The sequence below is a fragment of the Leucobacter sp. PH1c genome, assembly GCF_000633415.1.
Classification (GTDB): Bacteria; Actinomycetota; Actinomycetes; order Actinomycetales; family Microbacteriaceae; genus Leucobacter.
The window spans coordinates 25,498-41,427 of sequence record NZ_AYMV01000003.1 but is presented as its reverse complement, the minus strand read 5'-3'; the positions used below and the strand labels follow the sequence as shown (position 1 = coordinate 41,427).

At 72.1% G+C, this 15,930-nt stretch carries 12 protein-coding genes and 1 tRNA gene; 8 read left to right on the top strand and 5 right to left on the bottom strand.

Translation table 11 applies throughout. The features are described 5' to 3' along the window. Positions 1 to 4 precede the first annotated feature (4 nt). Together U874_RS0100865 and U874_RS0100860 are read right to left on the bottom strand one after the other, a co-directional pair. A complete protein-coding gene (locus tag U874_RS0100865) occupies positions 5 to 1,237 on the bottom strand; it encodes a winged helix DNA-binding domain-containing protein (protein WP_025132661.1) in 1,233 nt (410 codons plus the stop codon). Positions 1,238 to 1,278: 41 nt separating this feature from the next. Continuing rightward, positions 1,279 to 2,373, bottom strand: coding sequence for an NADH:flavin oxidoreductase/NADH oxidase (locus U874_RS0100860; RefSeq protein ID WP_025132660.1), 1,095 nt, complete (start codon positions 2,371 to 2,373; stop codon positions 1,279 to 1,281). A gap of 99 nt (positions 2,374 to 2,472) precedes the next feature. On the opposite strand from U874_RS0100860, the gene U874_RS0100855 reads away from it, so the two are divergent. The 4 genes from U874_RS0100855 (at position 2,473) to U874_RS0100840 (ending at position 8,459) form a co-directional block, all read left to right on the top strand. After that, the gene (locus U874_RS0100855; protein WP_025132659.1) at positions 2,473 to 3,930 is read left to right on the top strand and encodes a DUF2130 domain-containing protein; all 1,458 of its coding nucleotides are present in this window, start codon (positions 2,473 to 2,475) and stop codon (positions 3,928 to 3,930) included. Further along, positions 3,927 to 6,527, top strand: coding sequence for an RNA helicase (locus U874_RS0100850; protein ID WP_025132658.1), 2,601 nt, complete (start codon positions 3,927 to 3,929; stop codon positions 6,525 to 6,527). Before U874_RS0100855 ends, U874_RS0100850 begins: the two co-directional genes overlap by 4 nt. 144 nt (positions 6,528 to 6,671) lie before the next feature. Further along, positions 6,672 to 7,397, top strand: coding sequence for a deoxyribose-phosphate aldolase (gene deoC / locus U874_RS0100845; RefSeq protein ID WP_025132657.1), 726 nt, complete (start codon positions 6,672 to 6,674; stop codon positions 7,395 to 7,397). Between the two features lie 63 nt (positions 7,398 to 7,460). Beyond that, complete coding sequence (locus U874_RS0100840) at positions 7,461 to 8,459, top strand: Ppx/GppA phosphatase family protein (protein ID WP_025132656.1); 999 nt, start codon at positions 7,461 to 7,463, stop codon at positions 8,457 to 8,459. Positions 8,460 to 8,487: 28 nt separating this feature from the next. Here the strand turns inward: U874_RS0100840 and U874_RS0100835 are convergent, their stop codons facing one another. Then, the gene (locus U874_RS0100835) at positions 8,488 to 9,408 is read right to left on the bottom strand and encodes a LysR family transcriptional regulator (RefSeq protein WP_025132655.1); all 921 of its coding nucleotides are present in this window, start codon (positions 9,406 to 9,408) and stop codon (positions 8,488 to 8,490) included. Positions 9,409 to 9,530: 122 nt separating this feature from the next. Between U874_RS0100835 and U874_RS0100830 the strand changes: the two genes are divergently transcribed. The 4 genes from U874_RS0100830 (at position 9,531) to U874_RS0100815 (ending at position 14,043) form a co-directional block, all read left to right on the top strand. After that, on the top strand, positions 9,531 to 11,114 hold the full coding sequence (locus U874_RS0100830) for an aminotransferase class I/II-fold pyridoxal phosphate-dependent enzyme (RefSeq protein WP_025132654.1): 1,584 nt from the start codon (positions 9,531 to 9,533) through the stop codon (positions 11,112 to 11,114). A gap of 198 nt (positions 11,115 to 11,312) precedes the next feature. Then, a complete protein-coding gene (locus tag U874_RS0100825) occupies positions 11,313 to 12,848 on the top strand; it encodes an amino acid permease (protein ID WP_025132653.1) in 1,536 nt (511 codons plus the stop codon). Beyond that, positions 12,845 to 13,843 (top strand): universal stress protein, encoded by a 999-nt coding sequence (locus U874_RS0100820; protein WP_025132652.1) that lies wholly within the window; start codon positions 12,845 to 12,847, stop codon positions 13,841 to 13,843. The genes U874_RS0100825 and U874_RS0100820 overlap by 4 nt, the downstream gene beginning before the upstream one ends. A 125-nt stretch (positions 13,844 to 13,968) precedes the next feature. Beyond that, positions 13,969 to 14,043: transfer RNA gene (locus U874_RS0100815), tRNA-Gln, on the top strand. An 81-nt stretch (positions 14,044 to 14,124) separates the two neighbouring features. Here U874_RS0100815 and U874_RS0100810 read toward each other — a convergent pair. Continuing rightward, a complete protein-coding gene (locus U874_RS0100810; RefSeq protein ID WP_025132651.1) occupies positions 14,125 to 15,360 on the bottom strand; it encodes a DUF6596 domain-containing protein in 1,236 nt (411 codons plus the stop codon). Further along, a complete protein-coding gene (locus U874_RS0100805; protein ID WP_025132650.1) occupies positions 15,357 to 15,707 on the bottom strand; it encodes a YciI family protein in 351 nt (116 codons plus the stop codon). Before U874_RS0100805 ends, U874_RS0100810 begins: the two co-directional genes overlap by 4 nt. Positions 15,708 to 15,930 lie beyond the last annotated feature (223 nt).

The window sequence follows — 15,930 nt, the reverse complement described above, 5'->3', positions numbered from 1 at the left end:
GGGTCTACACTCTCACGCCACGGCCGCCCGGTGCGGGCTCGCCCGCCGGTGTCGGGAACTCGAGCGGCAGCTCGGGGACGCCGTGGAACGCGCACCACTCCGCCACGCGTGGAGCGAGGCTGGCCGCGTCGATCGTCTCCCCGGGGAACGGCGAGACCTCGACACCGCCGCGCGCCCGAGTGCTGCGCCGCCAGGTGCCCCGGGTGCGGCCGGCGGCTGCGACCGTACCGAGGAACATGCCGTTGCGCCCAGGTACCACCCGCTCGAAGTGCTCGGGCGCGAGCTGGGCCGCGCGCTCCGTGTAGCCGAGCAGGTGCTCGTCGAATGCGGGGAGGAGGAGCCACGACTCGGCATCGAGGCTCGGGGCGGCCGCGAGCTGCTCGGGAGCGAGCCAGAGCTCCGGCCCCGAGGCATCGCCCAGCCGTGCGGCGACGATACCGCCAGCCTCCGCGGCGAGTGCGAGGGCCTGCCGGGTCTCGCGGAGCGTGAGGCCGCTCCACCACGCGAGGTCTTTCGCGCTCACGGGGCCGCGGGCCGCCGTGTAGCGCGTCGCGAGCTCGGCGAGGGCGTCGTCCCCAGTGCGGGCGCGCGGCGCCCGGATCCACTCGTCGGCGCGGACGAGGAGCGGTTCCCCGCCTGCGCTCGTCGGCCCGAAGACGGCGAGGCCGTTCTGGCAGATCCACCAGATGACGTGATAGCGCCAGCTGCTCTGCCACTCGATCCCCGCCTCGGTCCACGCTGCCGAGAGCTCGTCCCGGTCGAGGGCGGCCCCGCCCGCGAGCGCCGCGAGCGAGGTCTCGACGAGCCGATCGAGCGCAGCGTCGCTCATGCCGAGGAACGCGCGGCGCTTCGGCGCCCCGGCGAGCACCCGGTGATTCGTCGCCTCCTGGAGCCACCCGATGTCTTCCGCCGCGACGACGTGGATCGTGCCGCGCATCGGCCAGGAGCGCACGACGAGGCCGCGGTCGAACGCCTCGTGCACGTGCGCGACCGTGGTGCCCGGAGTGCGCATGCCGAGCGCCCAGCGCGCGGAGCGCCAATCCTGGCCCTGCACGGCGAGCATGCGACGCGCGGTCGCCGCGATGCGATCCGCACCCGACGGATCCTGCTCCGATCCCGCACGATCCTGCTCGGCGCGATCCTGCGCCTCCCGCTCCGTGGCGGCCGCGGAACCGGCGAGCCCGAGCGCGCCCAGGCGCAGTCCCAGCAAGGATTCGGCGGTGAGGATCTCGGTCATGGGCACAGTGTAAACCTGGCCTCCGACAGTCGGCTCGCGGTTCAGCCCGCCGCGCCGAACCGCGCCCGGTGGTAGGGGCCGGGGACGAGCTCCGCCGCGGACGGCGCCCGGAGTTCGTGCGCCCAGCGGAGCGGGAGCTGCGGGTCGGCGAGCAGCGGGCGCCCGACCGAGACGACATCGGCCTGGCCGGTCGCGAGGATCGACTCGGCCTGGGCCGCCGCGGTGATCATCCCGACGGTGCCGACGGGGAGCGGCCCGCGCCGCAGCTCCGCTGCGAGCGGCACCTGGTACGCGGGGCCGACGGGGATCGGGGCGTGCGGCAGATTCGCGCCGGACGAGGCGTCGATCAGATCGGCGCCGTCGTCCGCGAGCCACGCGGCGAGCTCCGCGCACTCCTCGAGCGAGAAGCCCCCGGCGGTCCACTCGGTCGCCGAGACGCGCACGACGATCGGCAGTTCGGGGTGGGCGCCGCGGATCCCGCGCACGACCTCGCGGAGCAGCCGAGCGCGCCCGGCGAGCTCGCCCCCGAAGTCATCGGTGCGCCGATTCGAGAAGGGGGAGAGGAACGAGTGCAGCAGGTAGCCGTGGGCGGCGTGCACCTCGACGACGTCGAGCCCGGCTCGGACCGCGCGGCCGGCCGCAGCGACGAAGGCCGCGACGATGCCCGGGAGCTCGGCGGCTTCGAGCGCGCGCGGTGTGGCGAGCTCGCCGAACGCGACGGCGGATGCGCCGACCGTTGGCCAGCCGCCCTCCGCCGCAGCGACCGTGCCGCTCGGGGCGCCCGGCAGCCACGGGTGGGTCGAGGCCTTCCGCCCCGCGTGCCCGAGCTGCACGCCGATCCGCGCGCCGTGAGCGTGCGCGAGCTCCGCGATCCGGGCGAACGCGGGGATCTGGGCGTCGTCCCAGAGCCCGAGATCCCGCGGCGAGATCCGGCCCTCCGCGCGCACTGCGGTCGCCTCCATCATGACGAGCCCGGCACCGCCCCGCGCGAGCGCGCCGTAGTGCAGCAGGTGCCAGTCCGTCGGCACGCCGTCGCCCGCGGAGACGGAGTACTGGCACATGGGGGAGACCCAGAGGCGGTTGCGCACCTCGAGATCGCGCAGTCGGAACGGGAGGAACAGCTGAGGATCGGCCATGCCGCACAGTGTAACGGCGGCCCGCCGCGGGCGAATGTCCGGGGCCTGTGCCAGGGTTAGAGGGAATCGTCCTCGCCCACGAACCCGAAGGAGGCGCCGATGCGCGAGATCAAGTGCCCGCACTGCGGGAAGGCGTTCACCGTCGACGAGGCGGGGTACGCAGACATCGTCAAACAGGTTCGGGATCGGGAGTTCGAGTCTCAGCTGCACGAGCGGCTGCACCTCGCGGAGCAGGAGAAGACGGCGGCGCTCGAACTGGCGCGCGTCACCGCCGCGGGCGAGCTGCGCGAGGCAGAGGCCGCGAAGGACGCGGAGATCCAGCGGCTCTCCGCCCGGCTCGACGAGGGCGCCACCGCGCAGAAGCTCGCCGTCGCGGAGGCGCTCGCTCAGGTCGAGAAGGAGCGAGACGCGCTCGCGGCCGAGATCGCGGAGACGGCGCGCGTGCGCGAGGCCGCCGAGGAGCTCGCGCGGGAGCGCCACGAGTCGGCCCTGCGTGAGGCGCGCAGCGCGGGGGAGCAGCAGGTCTCCGAGCTGCGCGCGGCACTGGCAGCGGAGGAGACGGCGCGCAAGCTCGCGATCGCCGAGGCGGTGGGCCGCGTCGAGAAGGAGCGCGATGAGGCGCGGAACGGCCTGCAGCACGCGGAACTCGAGAAGCAGCTGGCGGAGCGCGCGCTCACGGAGCGCTACGAGATCCAGCTGAAGGATCGCAACGACGAGATCGAGCGCATGCGCGACATGAAGGCGCGGCTCTCGACGAAGATGATCGGCGAGACGCTCGAGCTGCACTGCGAGAACACGTTCAATCAGATCCGCGCCACGGCCTTCCCGTTCGCCTACTTCGAGAAGGACAACGACGCGAGCAGCGGCAGCAAGGGCGACTACATCTTCCGCGACCGGGATGCGGGCGGCATCGAGATCGTATCCATCATGTTCGAGATGAAGAACGAAGCCGACGGCACCGCGACCAAGAAGAAGAACGAGGACTTCCTGAAGGAGCTCGACAAGGACCGGCGCGAGAAGGGCTGCGAGTACGCCGTGCTGGTCTCGCTGCTCGAACCCGAGAGCGAGCTCTACAACAGTGGGATCGTCGACGTCTCCCACCGCTTCCCGAAGATGTACGTGATCCGTCCGCAGTTCTTCATCCCGCTGATCACGCTGCTGCGCAACGCCGCGCTGAACGCGCTCCAGTACAAGAGCGAGCTGGAGCAGGTGCGATCGCAGAACATTGATATCACCGAGTTCGAGGAGCAGCTCGACGCCTTCAAGAGCGGCTTCGGGCGCAACTACGATCTCGCGTCGCGCCAGTTCCAGGAGGCCATCTCGCGGATCGACAAGTCGATCAAGGAGATGCAGGCGGTGAAGGATCAGTTGCTGCGCTCCGAGAACAACCTCCGCCTCGCGAACGACAAGGCGCAGGACGTCTCGATCAAGAAGCTGACGCGGGGCAACCCCACGATGCAGGCGAAGTTCGCCGAGCTGAGCGCCCCCGAGCGGGCGACGAGCGAGAGCGCGGACGATGCCGAGGACACGAGCACGAAGGAGCACACGGACGCATGAGCCTCGACCAGGCACTCGACGCCGCCCGAGCGGGCGGCACCGGAGGGGCGGACGAGGCGTTCGCCGCGTTTGAGGAGTGGGCGGAGACCGAGCGCGGCCTGCGCCTGTACCCGGCGCAGGAGGAGGCGATCCTCGGGATCGCCCTCGGGAGCAACGTGATCCTCGCGACGCCGACCGGCACGGGGAAATCGCTCGTGGCGATCGGGGCGCACTTCATTGCCCTCGCGGAGGGGCGGCGCACGGTCTACACGGCGCCGATCAAGGCACTCGTGAGCGAGAAGTTCTTCGATCTCGTGGGCATCTTCGGTGCCGAGCGAGTCGGGATGGTCACGGGCGACAGTTCGATCAACCCGGACGCCCCGATCCTGTGCTGCACGGCGGAGATCCTCGCGAACCTCGCGATCCGGGACAAGAACGTCGACAACCCCGACACCGGCGGGATCACTCAGGTGATCATGGATGAGTTCCACTACTACGCCGATCCCGATCGCGGCTGGGCCTGGCAGGTGCCGCTGCTGCTCATGCACGACGCGCAGTTCCTGCTGATGTCGGCCACGCTCGGCGACGTCACGGAGCTCGCCGCGGACCTCAGCGACGCGACCGGCCGGGATACCGCGCTCGTCACGGGTGTCGAGCGCCCCGTGCCACTCAGCTTCAGCTACGAGGTCGCCCCCGCGCACGAGGTGGTCGAGCAGCTGATCGCCGACCGCGAGGTGCCCGCGTATCTCGTGCACTTCAACCAGTCGCACGCGGTGGAGCAGGCACAGGCCCTCGCCTCGATCAAGATCGTCGACCGGGCCGGTCGCGACGAGATCGCTGCCGCCATCGGCGACTTCCGCTTCTCCACCGGCTTCGGCGGGACGCTGTCCCGGCTCGTCCGATCCGGGATCGGGGTGCACCACGCGGGCATGCTGCCGCGCTACCGCCGGCTCGTGGAGCAGCTCGCGCAGCGCGGCCTCCTGCGGGTCATCTGCGGCACGGATACGCTCGGCGTCGGCATCAACGTGCCGATCCGCACCGTGGTCATCACGGCGCTCACGAAGTTCGACGGCGAGAAGATGCGCCGCCTCTCCGCGCGCGAGTTCCACCAGATCGCCGGCCGCGCCGGCCGCGCCGGCTACGACACCGAGGGCGACGTGATCGCGCTCGCCCCCGAGCACGAGATCGAGAACGCGAAGGCCGCCGCCAAAGCGGCCGCGAAAGCGGCGGACGGCAAGGGCGGCAAGAAGGCGAAACCCGCCAAGAAGAAGTCCCCGCCCCAGGGCTTCGTCGCCTGGAGCGAGCAGACGCTCGACAAGCTCGTGGCCTCCGAGCCCGAGCCGCTCGTGAGCCGCATGCGCGTCACGCACTCCATGGTGCTCGGCGTGATCGGCCGTGGGGAGGAGTGGGAGGGCGAGGCTCTCAACACGATGCAGATGCTGATCTTCGACAGCCACGAGCCGCGAGCGCGCCAGTTCGCGCACGCGCGCACCGCGCTCGAGATCTTCCGCACGCTGCGCAACGGCGGCATCGTCGAAGTCCACGAGGACGCCTCCGGGCAGCGCCTCCTGCGCCTCACCGTCGAACTGCAGGCCAACTTCGCGCTCAACCAGCCGCTCTCGCCGTTCGCCCTCGCCGCGATCGAGCTGCTCGATCCCGAATCGGAGAGCTACCCGCTCGACGTGATCTCGATCATCGAGTCGACGCTCGAAGACCCGCGAGCGATCGTCCGCGCCCAGGAGCACCGCGCTCGCGGCGAGGCGGTCGCCGCGATGAAGGCCGAGGGGATCGAATACGAGGAGCGCATGGAGCTGCTCGAGGAGATCACCCACCCGCAGCCCCTCAAGGAGCTGCTGGACGAGGCCTACGAGGCCTACGTCCGCGACGTGCCGTGGGCGCGCGATTACCAGCTCCGCCCGAAGTCGATCGTGCGCGACATGGTCGAGCGGGCATTCGGCTTCCGCGACCTCGTCTCGTTCTACCAGCTCGGACGCGCGGAGGGCGGCGTGCTCCGCTACCTGAGCGACGCGTACCGGGCGATCGAGCGCACGGTTCCCGAGCAGGCGAAGAGCCCCGAACTGGAGGAGCTGATCGACTGGCTCGGCGAGCTCGTGCGACAGGTGGACTCGAGCCTCGTCGACGAGTGGGAAGAGCTCGCGAACCCCGACCCCGAGGCTCACCGCGCGGCTCACGACGGAGCCGTCGACCTCGCCCCGCCCGCCCGCTCGGTGCTCGCGAACGAGCGCGCTTTCGGCGTGATGCTCCGCAACGCGCTCTTCCGCCGCGTCCAGGCCGCAGCCTTCGAGCGCTACGCCGAGCTCGCCGAGCTCGATGGCGGCCATGGCTTCGGCGAGCAGCGCTGGCGCGACGCCCTCGCGGGCTACTACACCGAGTACGACGAGATCCGCACCGACGCCGACGCACGATCCACGGCGCTGCTCGAGATCGACCGCGGCGCCGAGGCCGTCGCGGACGGCCTCTGGCGCTTCCGCCAGGTGCTGCTCGATCCCGCGGGAGACCGCGACTGGGCGATCGAGGGCGTCATCGACCTGGCCGAGTCCGAGGCCGACGGCGAGCCCGCAGTGCGCGTGCAGCGGGTCGGCCCCTTCGCCGGCTGAGCGCGAGCGCGCGGCGGGCGTCGTGTATCGTGCAGCACGGATGACCCGCCGCGCCCCTCGCGCGGCGAACGCCAGAACACGGCGCGGCGACCAGGGCCGCGCCGGGGCCTGCCGACGGCCCCGCAACCCCGGGACGGAGACCGCATGACCCCCGCAGCCGAACTCACGAGCGCCGACTTCCTCGCGAACGCCGATCACACGCTCCTCGCGCCGGGCACCACGCCCGCCGAGCTCGAGGCCTTCCTGCTCGACGCGCTCGCGCTCGGCGTCGGGCGCGTGTGCATCAGCCCGACGCTCGTGGATGCCGCGCAGGGGCCGCTCCGCAGCAGTGCCGTCGAAGTGGTGACCGTCGTCGGTTTCCCGAGCGGCGCGCACACCGCGGCGGTGAAGGCCGCCGAGGCCATCGAGGCCGCGCGCGACGGAGCCGCCGAGGTCGACATGGTGATGAACCGGGGCCTCGCGCGGGCGGGGGACTGGGCCGGCGTCGAAGCGGAGATCCGCGCCGTGCGCGAGGCGGTGCCCGGCCGGGTGCTGAAGGTGATCCTCGAGACGGCTGCTCTTCGCGACGACGAGATCGTTGCCGCGTGCCGGGCTGCCGAGGCCGCGGGCGCCGACTTCGTGAAGACCTCGACGGGTTTCGACCCCGCCGGGGGCGCCTCCGTGCACGCGGTGCGGCTCATGGCCGAGACCGTGGGCGGACGCCTCGGGGTCAAGGCCTCGGGCGGGATCCGCACCGCCGCGGCGGTGCGCGAACTCGCGGCGGCCGGGGCGACGCGCTTCGGCGTCTCCGGGACCGCCGCGATCATCGGCTCCTGGGCGGAGCCCTCGGGCGAGGCGGCGGGGCCTGCGGGCTCCGATTCCGCGTACTGAGTGCGCGGCCCGGGGCGCCCGGCCGGTTCGGGCGCCGCAGGCCGGGCGCTCTAGACTGAGTACATGCGCCTCGGAGTGATCGACGTCGGATCCAACACCGTCCACCTGCTGGTGGTCGATGCGCACCCCGGCGCCAGCCCCAACCCGTACCACTCGCAGCGCTCGGTGCTGCGGCTCATGCGATACCTCGACGCGGACGGTGCGATCGTCGAGGAGGGCGTGCAGCTCATCATCGCGGCGATCGCCGAGTCGGTGCGCACGGCCCACGAGATCGGCGTCGACGACCTGATCTGCACGGCGACGAGCGCGATCCGCGAGGCGCCGAACGGCGAGGACGTGCTCGCGCGCGTCACCCGGGAGACGGGCGTCGTGCTCGACGTGCTCTCCGGTGAGGACGAGGCGCGGATCACCATGCTGGCCGTGCGGCGCTGGCTCGGCTGGTCGGCGGGGGAGATCCTCCTCTTCGACATCGGCGGCGGCTCCTTCGAGATCGCCCAGGGCGTTGACGAGTACCCCGACGTGCAGGTGTCGCTCCCGCTCGGCGCCGGGCGCAGCACGATCAACTACCTCCCGGAGGACCCGCCCACCCGCGAGGCGGTCTCCGCGCTCCGCGCGCACGCGCGCGCCGAGTTCACCCGCGTGCGCGAGGAGCTCTTCCTCGACCGGCCACGCCCCAAGCGCGTCGTCGGCACCTCGAAGACGATCCGCTCGCTCGCGCGCCTCATCGGCGGCCCGCCGGACCCCGAGACGGGGGATCTCGCGCCGCTCCACTACACGGGCCTCCGCGAGTGGGAGCCCACGCTCCGCGACATGCCCTCGAACGTGCGCGAGTACCTCCCCGGCATCACCCCGGAGCGCGGATACCAGATCATGGCGGGCGCCGTCGTGCTGCGCACCGCGATGAAGGTGTTCGAGGTGTCGACGCTGACGATCTCGCCGTGGGCGCTGCGCGAGGGCATCGTGCTCCGCTACATCGACGCGCTCGACGGCCGCGGCGCGGAGCCCGTCGAGGCCGAGCGCGATCCCGAGGCCGACCCCGGGGCGGGTGCGGCCTCGGCGTAGCACGTCTCGGCGTCGCGCGGCGGCGCGGCTATTCCGCCTCGGCGACCGCCCGCTTGATCGCGAGCGCGAGCTGGCGCACCGCGGCCGAGGGCTGACCGGTGCTCGGATCGGTCGGCGCCGCGAGCAGCACCGAGCGGGCGAAGGCCGGATCCTCGATCGGCTTGAGCACGACGCCCGGGTGGCTGTGGCCCGCGGCGAGCTGCGCCACGAGCCCGATCACCATGCGGGCCGCGATCATGCCGAGCATGACCTGGAAGTCGTCGGAGCGGATGGCGACCTCCAGGGAGTAGCCCGCATCGGCGAACGCGTCGACGACGACGGCGTCCATCGGGTCGTCCTCAGTCGCTCCGAGCAGCCAGCGCTCGCGGTGCAGGGTGAGCAGCGTGTCCATGCTGATGGACGCGTGCTCCGCGAGCGGGTGCCCCACCGGCAGCGCGAGCATCAGCGGGTCGCGCAGCACCTCCACCGTCGCGATATCCGCGCGGAACGGGAGATCGTGCCCGGGGACCGAGTAGAGAAGCGCCGCGTCGAGCTCGCGCCGGTTCACGTCGCGCACGAGCGGCGAGACCTCTTCGAGGACGGCGTCGAGCTCGATGCTGAGCGTGCTGAGCTGCGCCGCGACCGAGGGGAGGAGCCGAGCCGCCGCGGTCGGGAACGTGCCGAAGCGGAGCCGGGTCTGCCCCATCTGGGTGAACTCGCGGGCATCGTGCAGGGCGCGGTCGCTCAGGGTGAGGATCTCACGGGCCCGATCGAGCACGAGGTGCCCCACCGGCGTGAGCGTGCTCCCGCGCGAGCTGCGCTCGAGGAGGGGTGCGCCGACGAGGCCGTCGAGGTTGCGCAGGTGGTAGTCGACGGTGGGCTGGCTCCAGGCGAGGCTCCGTGCGGCTTGCGTCACTGAGCCGGTCGCGTGCACCGCGCGCAGCGCTTGCAGCTGGCGAAGGTCGATCACCGTGTCACCTACTCCATATAGTGTGCGGATGCGAAGAGGTCAATTCTGCCACATACGGAATATGTGAGCTCCGAGGAATCTGAGGATTCAGCTGCGGCGCCGGGCCGGACAGGATGGAACTCATGTTCCACGCAGACCCCACGTCCGACGCGCGCGTCGAGACGAGCGAGACCCCTGATCTCGACCCCGCGAGCCGCGCTCGCGCGGACCGCCTCCGCCGGCACGAGCGCACCCCCTTCGCCGACGCGCTCGAGCGCTACATCGAGCGGGATCCGACGCAGCTCATGGTGCCCGGGCACGGCGGCAGCGACCGCGGGATCAGCGGGCGCCTCGCGGACTTCCTCGGGGAGCGCGCGCTGCGGCTCGACGTGCCCATGCTGCTCGAGGGCCTCGACCTTGAGAGCGATTCCCCGCTCGACGAGGCGCTCGCGCTCGCGGCGGACGCCTGGGGCGCGAAGCGCACCTGGTTCCTCACGAACGGCGCCTCCCAGGCCAACCGGACGGCGGCGCTCGCCGCCCGCGGGCTGGGGGAGCACCTGCTCGCCCAGCGCAGCGCGCACTCGAGCTTCAGCGACGGCGTCCTGCTGGCCGGCATCACGCCGTCGTATGTCTTCCCCGCGGTCGATGACGCGAACGGTATGGCGCACGGCGTGTCGCCCGCCGCGCTCGACCGGGCGCTCTCGGAGGCCGCCGCTGAGGGGCGCCCTGCCGCCGCGGTGTACGTGATCTCGCCGAGCTACTTCGGCTCCGTCTCCGACGTGCGCGGGCTCGCGGACGTCGCGCATGCGCACGGCGCTCCGCTCATCGTCGACGGCGCGTGGGGCCCGCACTTCGGCTTCCACCCGGGGCTGCCCGAGTCGCCCGCCCGCCTCGGCGCCGACCTCGTGATCTCGAGCACGCACAAGCTCGCGGGCTCGCTCACGCAGTCCGCGATGCTGCACCTCGGCCACGGCCCGTTCGCCGAGCGGCTGGAGCCGCTCGTGGAGCGCGCGCTCTCGATGACGGCCTCCACATCGACGAGCGCCATCATGCGCGCCTCGCTCGACATCGCGCGCGCCGCCCTCGTCGGTGGCGAGGACGCGATCGGCCGCTCCGTCGCGACGGCCGAGCGTTTCCGTGACCTGCTCCGCGCCGATCCGCGTTTCGAAGTGGTGAGCGATCACTTCGGCGACTCCCCCGACATCGTGGACACCGACCTGCTCCGTGTGCCGATCGACGTTTCGGCCGCCGGGCTCTCGGGGCACTGGGTGCGCGACCGCCTGATCGCGGACCACGCCCTCTACTTCGAGATGTCGACGGCCACCTCCATCGTCGCCGTAATCGGCGCGGGCAAGACGCCCGACGTCGACGCGGTGTACGCCGCGATGGTCGCCGTCGTCGAGTCGCCCGAGGCCGCCGTCGCCCGAGCCGAGCAGTCCGGCGCCACGGCCTTCCCGGCGCTCCCCGCGCCGGGCGAGCGGCGGATGTCGCCCCGTGACGGCTTCTTCGGCGACACCGAGCTCGTGCCCGCGGCCGAGGCGGTGGGCCGCATCTCGGCAGACACGCTCGCCGCGTACCCGCCCGGGATCCCGAACGTGATGCCCGGGGAGGAGATCACGGCCGCCGCGGTCGAGTTCCTGCACGCGGTCGCCGCCTCGCCCACGGGCTACGTCCGAGGGGCGGTGGACGCCGAAGTGTCCCGGTTCCGCGTGATCCGCACCCCCTGACCCTCTGCCTGCGCCCCGGAACGGAGCGGCTCGAACCCCGCATCGAGCAGCACCGCGCCGGGGCGCTGCGGGGTGCGGCGCGCTCACGCCGCCCCCGCTCGATCCCACAGCTGGATCACCGGCGCACAGCACCCTGGCGCCGGGACCGACCGATCGCGGCCCCCCGCGTGAGACAACGAAGTCTGGAGAAATACCGACATGGCGAGCACCCTGCGACAGCAGCTCTTCCGAGTGAAGCCCGTTCCCCGAGACGGGGGTGAGGACGGCAGCCAGCTGAAGCGCAGCATCGGCCTGTTCCAGCTCACCCTCATCGGGGTGGGCGGCACGATCGGCACCGGCATCTTCTTCATCCTGTCCGAGGCGGTGCCGATCGCCGGCCCCGCGGTGCTCTGGTCCTTCGTGATCGCGGGGCTCGTCGCCGGACTCTCGGTGCTCTGCTACGCCGAGCTCGCGAGCAGCGTCCCCGTCTCGGGATCCTCGTACTCCTATGCGTACAGCACCCTCGGCGAGCTGCCCGCGATGGGGGTCGCGGCGTGCCTGCTGCTCGAGTACGGGGTCTCCACCGCCGCGGTCGCGGTGGGGTGGTCGCAGTACGTGAACCAGCTCTTCGTGAACCTGCTCGGCTGGGAGCTGCCGCACGCGCTCCTCTACGCTCCCGAGGAGGGCGGCATCATCAACCTGCCCGCCGTGATCCTCATCGGGCTGTGCTGCCTCCTCCTCATCCGCGGCACGTCCGAGTCGGTGATCGCGAACACCCTGATGGTGCTCACGAAGATCGCGGTCCTGCTGTTCTTCGTCGCCGTGGGAATCACGGGCTGGAACGCCGACCACTTCGCGAACTTCGCCCCGTTCGGATTCACCGGGATCATGACGGGTGCCGGCATCATCTTCTTCTCCTTCGTCGGGCTCGACGCCGTGGCGACCGCCGGCGACGAGGCGAAGAACCCGCGCCGCAACCTCCCCATCGCGCTCATCACCGCGCTGATCGTCGTCACCGCCGTGTACGTGCTCGTCGCGGTGACCGCGCTCGGCGCGCAGGCGGCCGGCGACTTCGCGGGTCAGAGCGCCGGCCTCTCCGCGATCCTCGAGAACATCGTCGGCGCGACGTGGCCGGGAACCGTCGTCGCGGCGGGCGCAGTGATCTCGATCTTCAGCGTGACGCTCGTCGTGCTGTACGGGCAGACGCGCATCCTCTTCGCGATGAGCCGGGACGGCATGGCGCCGAAGATCTTCCAGAAGGTCAACCCCCGCACGATGACCCCCATCGCGAACACCATCATCGTCTCCATCATCGTCGCGATCCTCGCGGGCGTCCTGCCCATCAACTTCCTTGCCGAGATGACCTCTATCGGAACGCTCGCGGCCTTCCTCGTCGTGTCGATCGCCGTGATGGTCCTCCGTCGCCGCGAGCCCGATCTGGAGCGCAAGTTCCGCGTGCCGCTCTACCCGGTGATCCCGATCCTCTCGATCATCGGCTGCCTCTGGATCATCAAGGATCTCCGGCCGATCACTATCATCGTGTTCGCCGCCTGGACGGTCCTCGTGCTCGTCTGGTACTTCTTCACCGGCCGCAAGAACTCGGTGCTCGGGCACCGCATCGACACGGGCATGATCGTGCTTACCGGGCCCGGCCGGTACCGGTACGCCGATTCGGCCGAGGGCGATCGCGATGAGGATCTCGGCACCGACGATCTCGAGCGGGCCGCGCTCGATCAGGAGCGGGGCGGGCGATGACCGTCGTCGTCGGTGTCGCGCCGGGGCATCCGTCCGCCGCGGCAGTGCACCTCGGGGCGCTCCTCGCGCGATCGATGGACCGGGCACTCGTGCTCGCCGCGATCACCCCGGCGGGCTGGACCCCGGGCGGCGGCGGCGTGGACGGGGAGTACCAGCGCTTCCTCGCGGGAGCGGCGGAGGATGCGGTCGGGCGGCTCCGCGCGGACTGCGCCGCGGTGCTCGGCGACCTCGACGTGCGCGTCGTGCTCCGTGCCGCGTCGAGCGCGCGTCGCGGTCTCCTCGACGTCTGCGCAGAGGAGCGCGCGGTGCGCCTGGTGATCGGCGCCGCGGGCGAGGAGCCGCAGGCGGGGCCGGGAGCGGACCCCGCCACGGGCCCCGGCGCGGAATCGAACGCGGATGCGGGCGAGGGCGGCGGCATCGCCCTCGGCTCGGTCGGCATCGGTCTGTTGCAGAGCGCCGAGCTCCCCGTGGGGATCGCGCCGCACGGCTTCGCGGCCGCCCCGGGGGCGCGGCTCGGGCGGATCACCGCGGCGTACAACGGCTCCGAGACCTCGGGCGAACTGGTGCTCGGCGCCGCCGCGGTTGCTGCCGAGGCGGGGGCGGGGCTGCGCATCGCATCGTTCCACCCGCGCCCGCGGGGCCTCCTCGGCGCGGCCATCGGCTTCGCCGCGGAGGATGCCGTGCTCGCCGAGTGGGAGGCCCTCATCCGCGACCGCGCGGGGCGCCTCGAGGGCGAGATCGAGCGGCGGCACCCCGCCGCGCCTGCGGTGGAACTCGCCGTCGGCGCGGGAGCGGACTGGCGGGCCGCGCTGCGCGCGATCGCCTGGGAGGGCTCCGAGGTGCTCCTCGTCGGATCGAGCAGCGTGGGCCCGCTCGCGCGGATCTCGCTGGGCTCGCACGCGGCGAAGATCGTCCGCTGCGCCCCCGTCCCCGTCGTGCTCGTGCCGCGCCGGGCGGTCGACGAATACGCCGCGCAGGGGAGCGAGCGCAACTGAGCGGGATCCCGGGCCGCGTGGCGCGCCCGGGATCCCGATCACGCGGGCCGGTTTGGTGTTCCGGGGGAGAAGCGGGTAAAGTTAACTCTCGGTGCGGCGCTCCCGCGGAGCGCAGTTTCCACCATTGGGATATGGTGTAATTGGCAACACAACGGTTTCTGGTACCGTCATTCTAGGTTCGAGTCCTGGTATCCCAGCCAAGAAAGCCCCGCTTCTTCTTCGGAAGAGCGGGGCTTTGTCGTGCGCTCGGCGGCTCCGTGGCGTCGCGGATGCTCCGTCGCTCACGTGCGGCGCGGACGCGAGCGATCCTCGGCAGGCTCGCCGTCCGCGGGCGAGCCCAGAAGCTGCCGGATCGCGCCCCGCTCGTGCTCGTGGGGGCAGAGCTCGATGGCTTGCCGAAGGAGGGCATCGGATCCGGCGCGGTCGCCCTCCTGGCGGAGGAGGTGCGCGCCGATGACGAGGACGCGATGGTGGTCCGGGAGCTCGCGGTGAAGCCGGTCGACGTCCGGCCGAGCGAGCGGGCGTCCGGATGCCGCGCGGCCCGCGACCCGCGACAGCCGGTCGAGCGGGGAATCCCCGAGCTGTGCGAGCCGCTCGAAGACGGCGTCGATGAGTCCCCAGTCGGTGCGCTCGAGGTCGGGCGCGATCGCGTGGGCCGCCTCGATGGTGGCGTAGCCGCGCAGCTCTTCCGCGTAGCCCCCGCCCGGCGCGAGGGCGGTGTACTGGCGCAGCGCCTCCGCCAGCTCGTCGGCGTGCCACAGGGAGCGATCCTGCTCGGCCAGGGTCAGCAGCCGCCCATCGGCCGAGATCCGTGCGTCCCGGCGCGCGTGGACGAATGAGACGAGTACCTGGAGCGCGGTCAGCGCCGGGTGCGGGTGGCTCGCCGCGGTCTGCCGGATCAGGGTGACGAGGTCCGTGGCGGACGCATCGTTCGCGAAGTACGCCGCGGTGTAGGCCACGGAGAGTGCGCGAGCGACGTCGGCGGAGCGCTCGGGTGTGTGCTGAGCGGACGGCAGGGCGAAGCCGGCGCGTGCAGCGCGCTGCTTCGCCCGGGTGATCCGCGCCGCCAGGGTCGGGGTCGGCACGAGGAACATGCGCGCGAGCCGCTCGGTCGGGACGCCGAGCACGAAGCGCAGTGCGAGCAGCGGGCGGGATTCCGCGCGGAGCGCCGGGTGACAGGCCAGCCACAGCATGTCGATGCGATCGTCCACGGGATCCTGTGCGCACTCCTCGGCCTCGACGGCGTGCGGTGCTGCGAGGAGGTGGTGCCTGCGCGCAAGCGCCTGCTCGCGGCGCAGGGCGTCGATGAGGATGCGCTGGGCCGTGCGCCGCACCCAGGCGACCGGGCTCTGGGGCGGCGCGTCCTCCCACGCCGCGAGCGCCCGCTCGCATGCGGTGGACAGTGCGTCCTCGGCGAGATCCACCCGCCCGGAGAACGCCGTGAGGGAGCGCAGCAGCGGCGCCCAGTGCTCGCGCACCAGGGCCGCCACTGCCTGGCCGGAATCCGCCTCGGTCACGCGAGCGGGTCGACCGGACGGAACTCCATGTCGTACGGAGGGAGCGCGTCCGAGGCCCGCAGGAGCGCGTCCAAGCTGGGGGTCTCCACGAGGAAGAATCCGCCCAGGCCCTCGTATGCCGCGGCGTACGGCCCCTCGTGCACGAGCCGAGCGCCCCCGGCGCGCCGGATGGTGGTCGCCGCGGCGCCGCTCTCCAGCGCAGCCTCGGCCAGCACCTCGATCCCGCGCGCCGAGCACTCCGCCTGGAACTGCTCGAACCGTTCGAAGAGCGCGGCCTGCTCCGATTCGCTCAGTTGGTCCCACGCGGGAACATCGCCGTCTCCGGTGAGCATCAGCAGGTACTTCATGATTCTTCTCCTCTCGCTGGCGCGTGTGCGCCATCACTCAGGTGACGGATGAGCCGAGCTGAAATCGACACTGCGCTCGAACGAGCTGCGGTGCGGCCCCGAGCCGGCGATCCGGCTGCGCGACGTGTGCGGTGTCCCGAGTCTATGCGCGCCCGCATCGGGTACGGGGGAGCTGCCGGGCGCTGCGGGCGATACTGGGCGCTGCGGGCGATACTGGGCGCTC

What these genes read in the sequence shown, in the direction of transcription:
- U874_RS0100830 (WP_025132654.1), top strand. Translation starts at nt 9,531, where the DNA reads ATGTTCCACGCAGACCCCACGTCCGACGCGCGCGTCGAGACGAGCGAG.
- U874_RS0100860 (WP_025132660.1), bottom strand. Translation starts at nt 2,373, where the DNA reads ATGGCCGATCCTCAGCTGTTCCTCCCGTTCCGACTGCGCGATCTCGAG.
- U874_RS0100825 (WP_025132653.1), top strand. Translation starts at nt 11,313, where the DNA reads ATGGCGAGCACCCTGCGACAGCAGCTCTTCCGAGTGAAGCCCGTTCCC.
- U874_RS0100840 (WP_025132656.1), top strand. Translation starts at nt 7,461, where the DNA reads ATGCGCCTCGGAGTGATCGACGTCGGATCCAACACCGTCCACCTGCTG.
- U874_RS0100855 (WP_025132659.1), top strand. Translation starts at nt 2,473, where the DNA reads ATGCGCGAGATCAAGTGCCCGCACTGCGGGAAGGCGTTCACCGTCGAC.
- U874_RS0100865 (WP_025132661.1), bottom strand. Translation starts at nt 1,237, where the DNA reads ATGACCGAGATCCTCACCGCCGAATCCTTGCTGGGACTGCGCCTGGGC.
- U874_RS0100850 (WP_025132658.1), top strand. Translation starts at nt 3,927, where the DNA reads ATGAGCCTCGACCAGGCACTCGACGCCGCCCGAGCGGGCGGCACCGGA.
- deoC (WP_025132657.1), top strand. Translation starts at nt 6,672, where the DNA reads ATGACCCCCGCAGCCGAACTCACGAGCGCCGACTTCCTCGCGAACGCC.
- U874_RS0100805 (WP_025132650.1), bottom strand. Translation starts at nt 15,707, where the DNA reads ATGAAGTACCTGCTGATGCTCACCGGAGACGGCGATGTTCCCGCGTGG.
- U874_RS0100820 (WP_025132652.1), top strand. Translation starts at nt 12,845, where the DNA reads ATGACCGTCGTCGTCGGTGTCGCGCCGGGGCATCCGTCCGCCGCGGCA.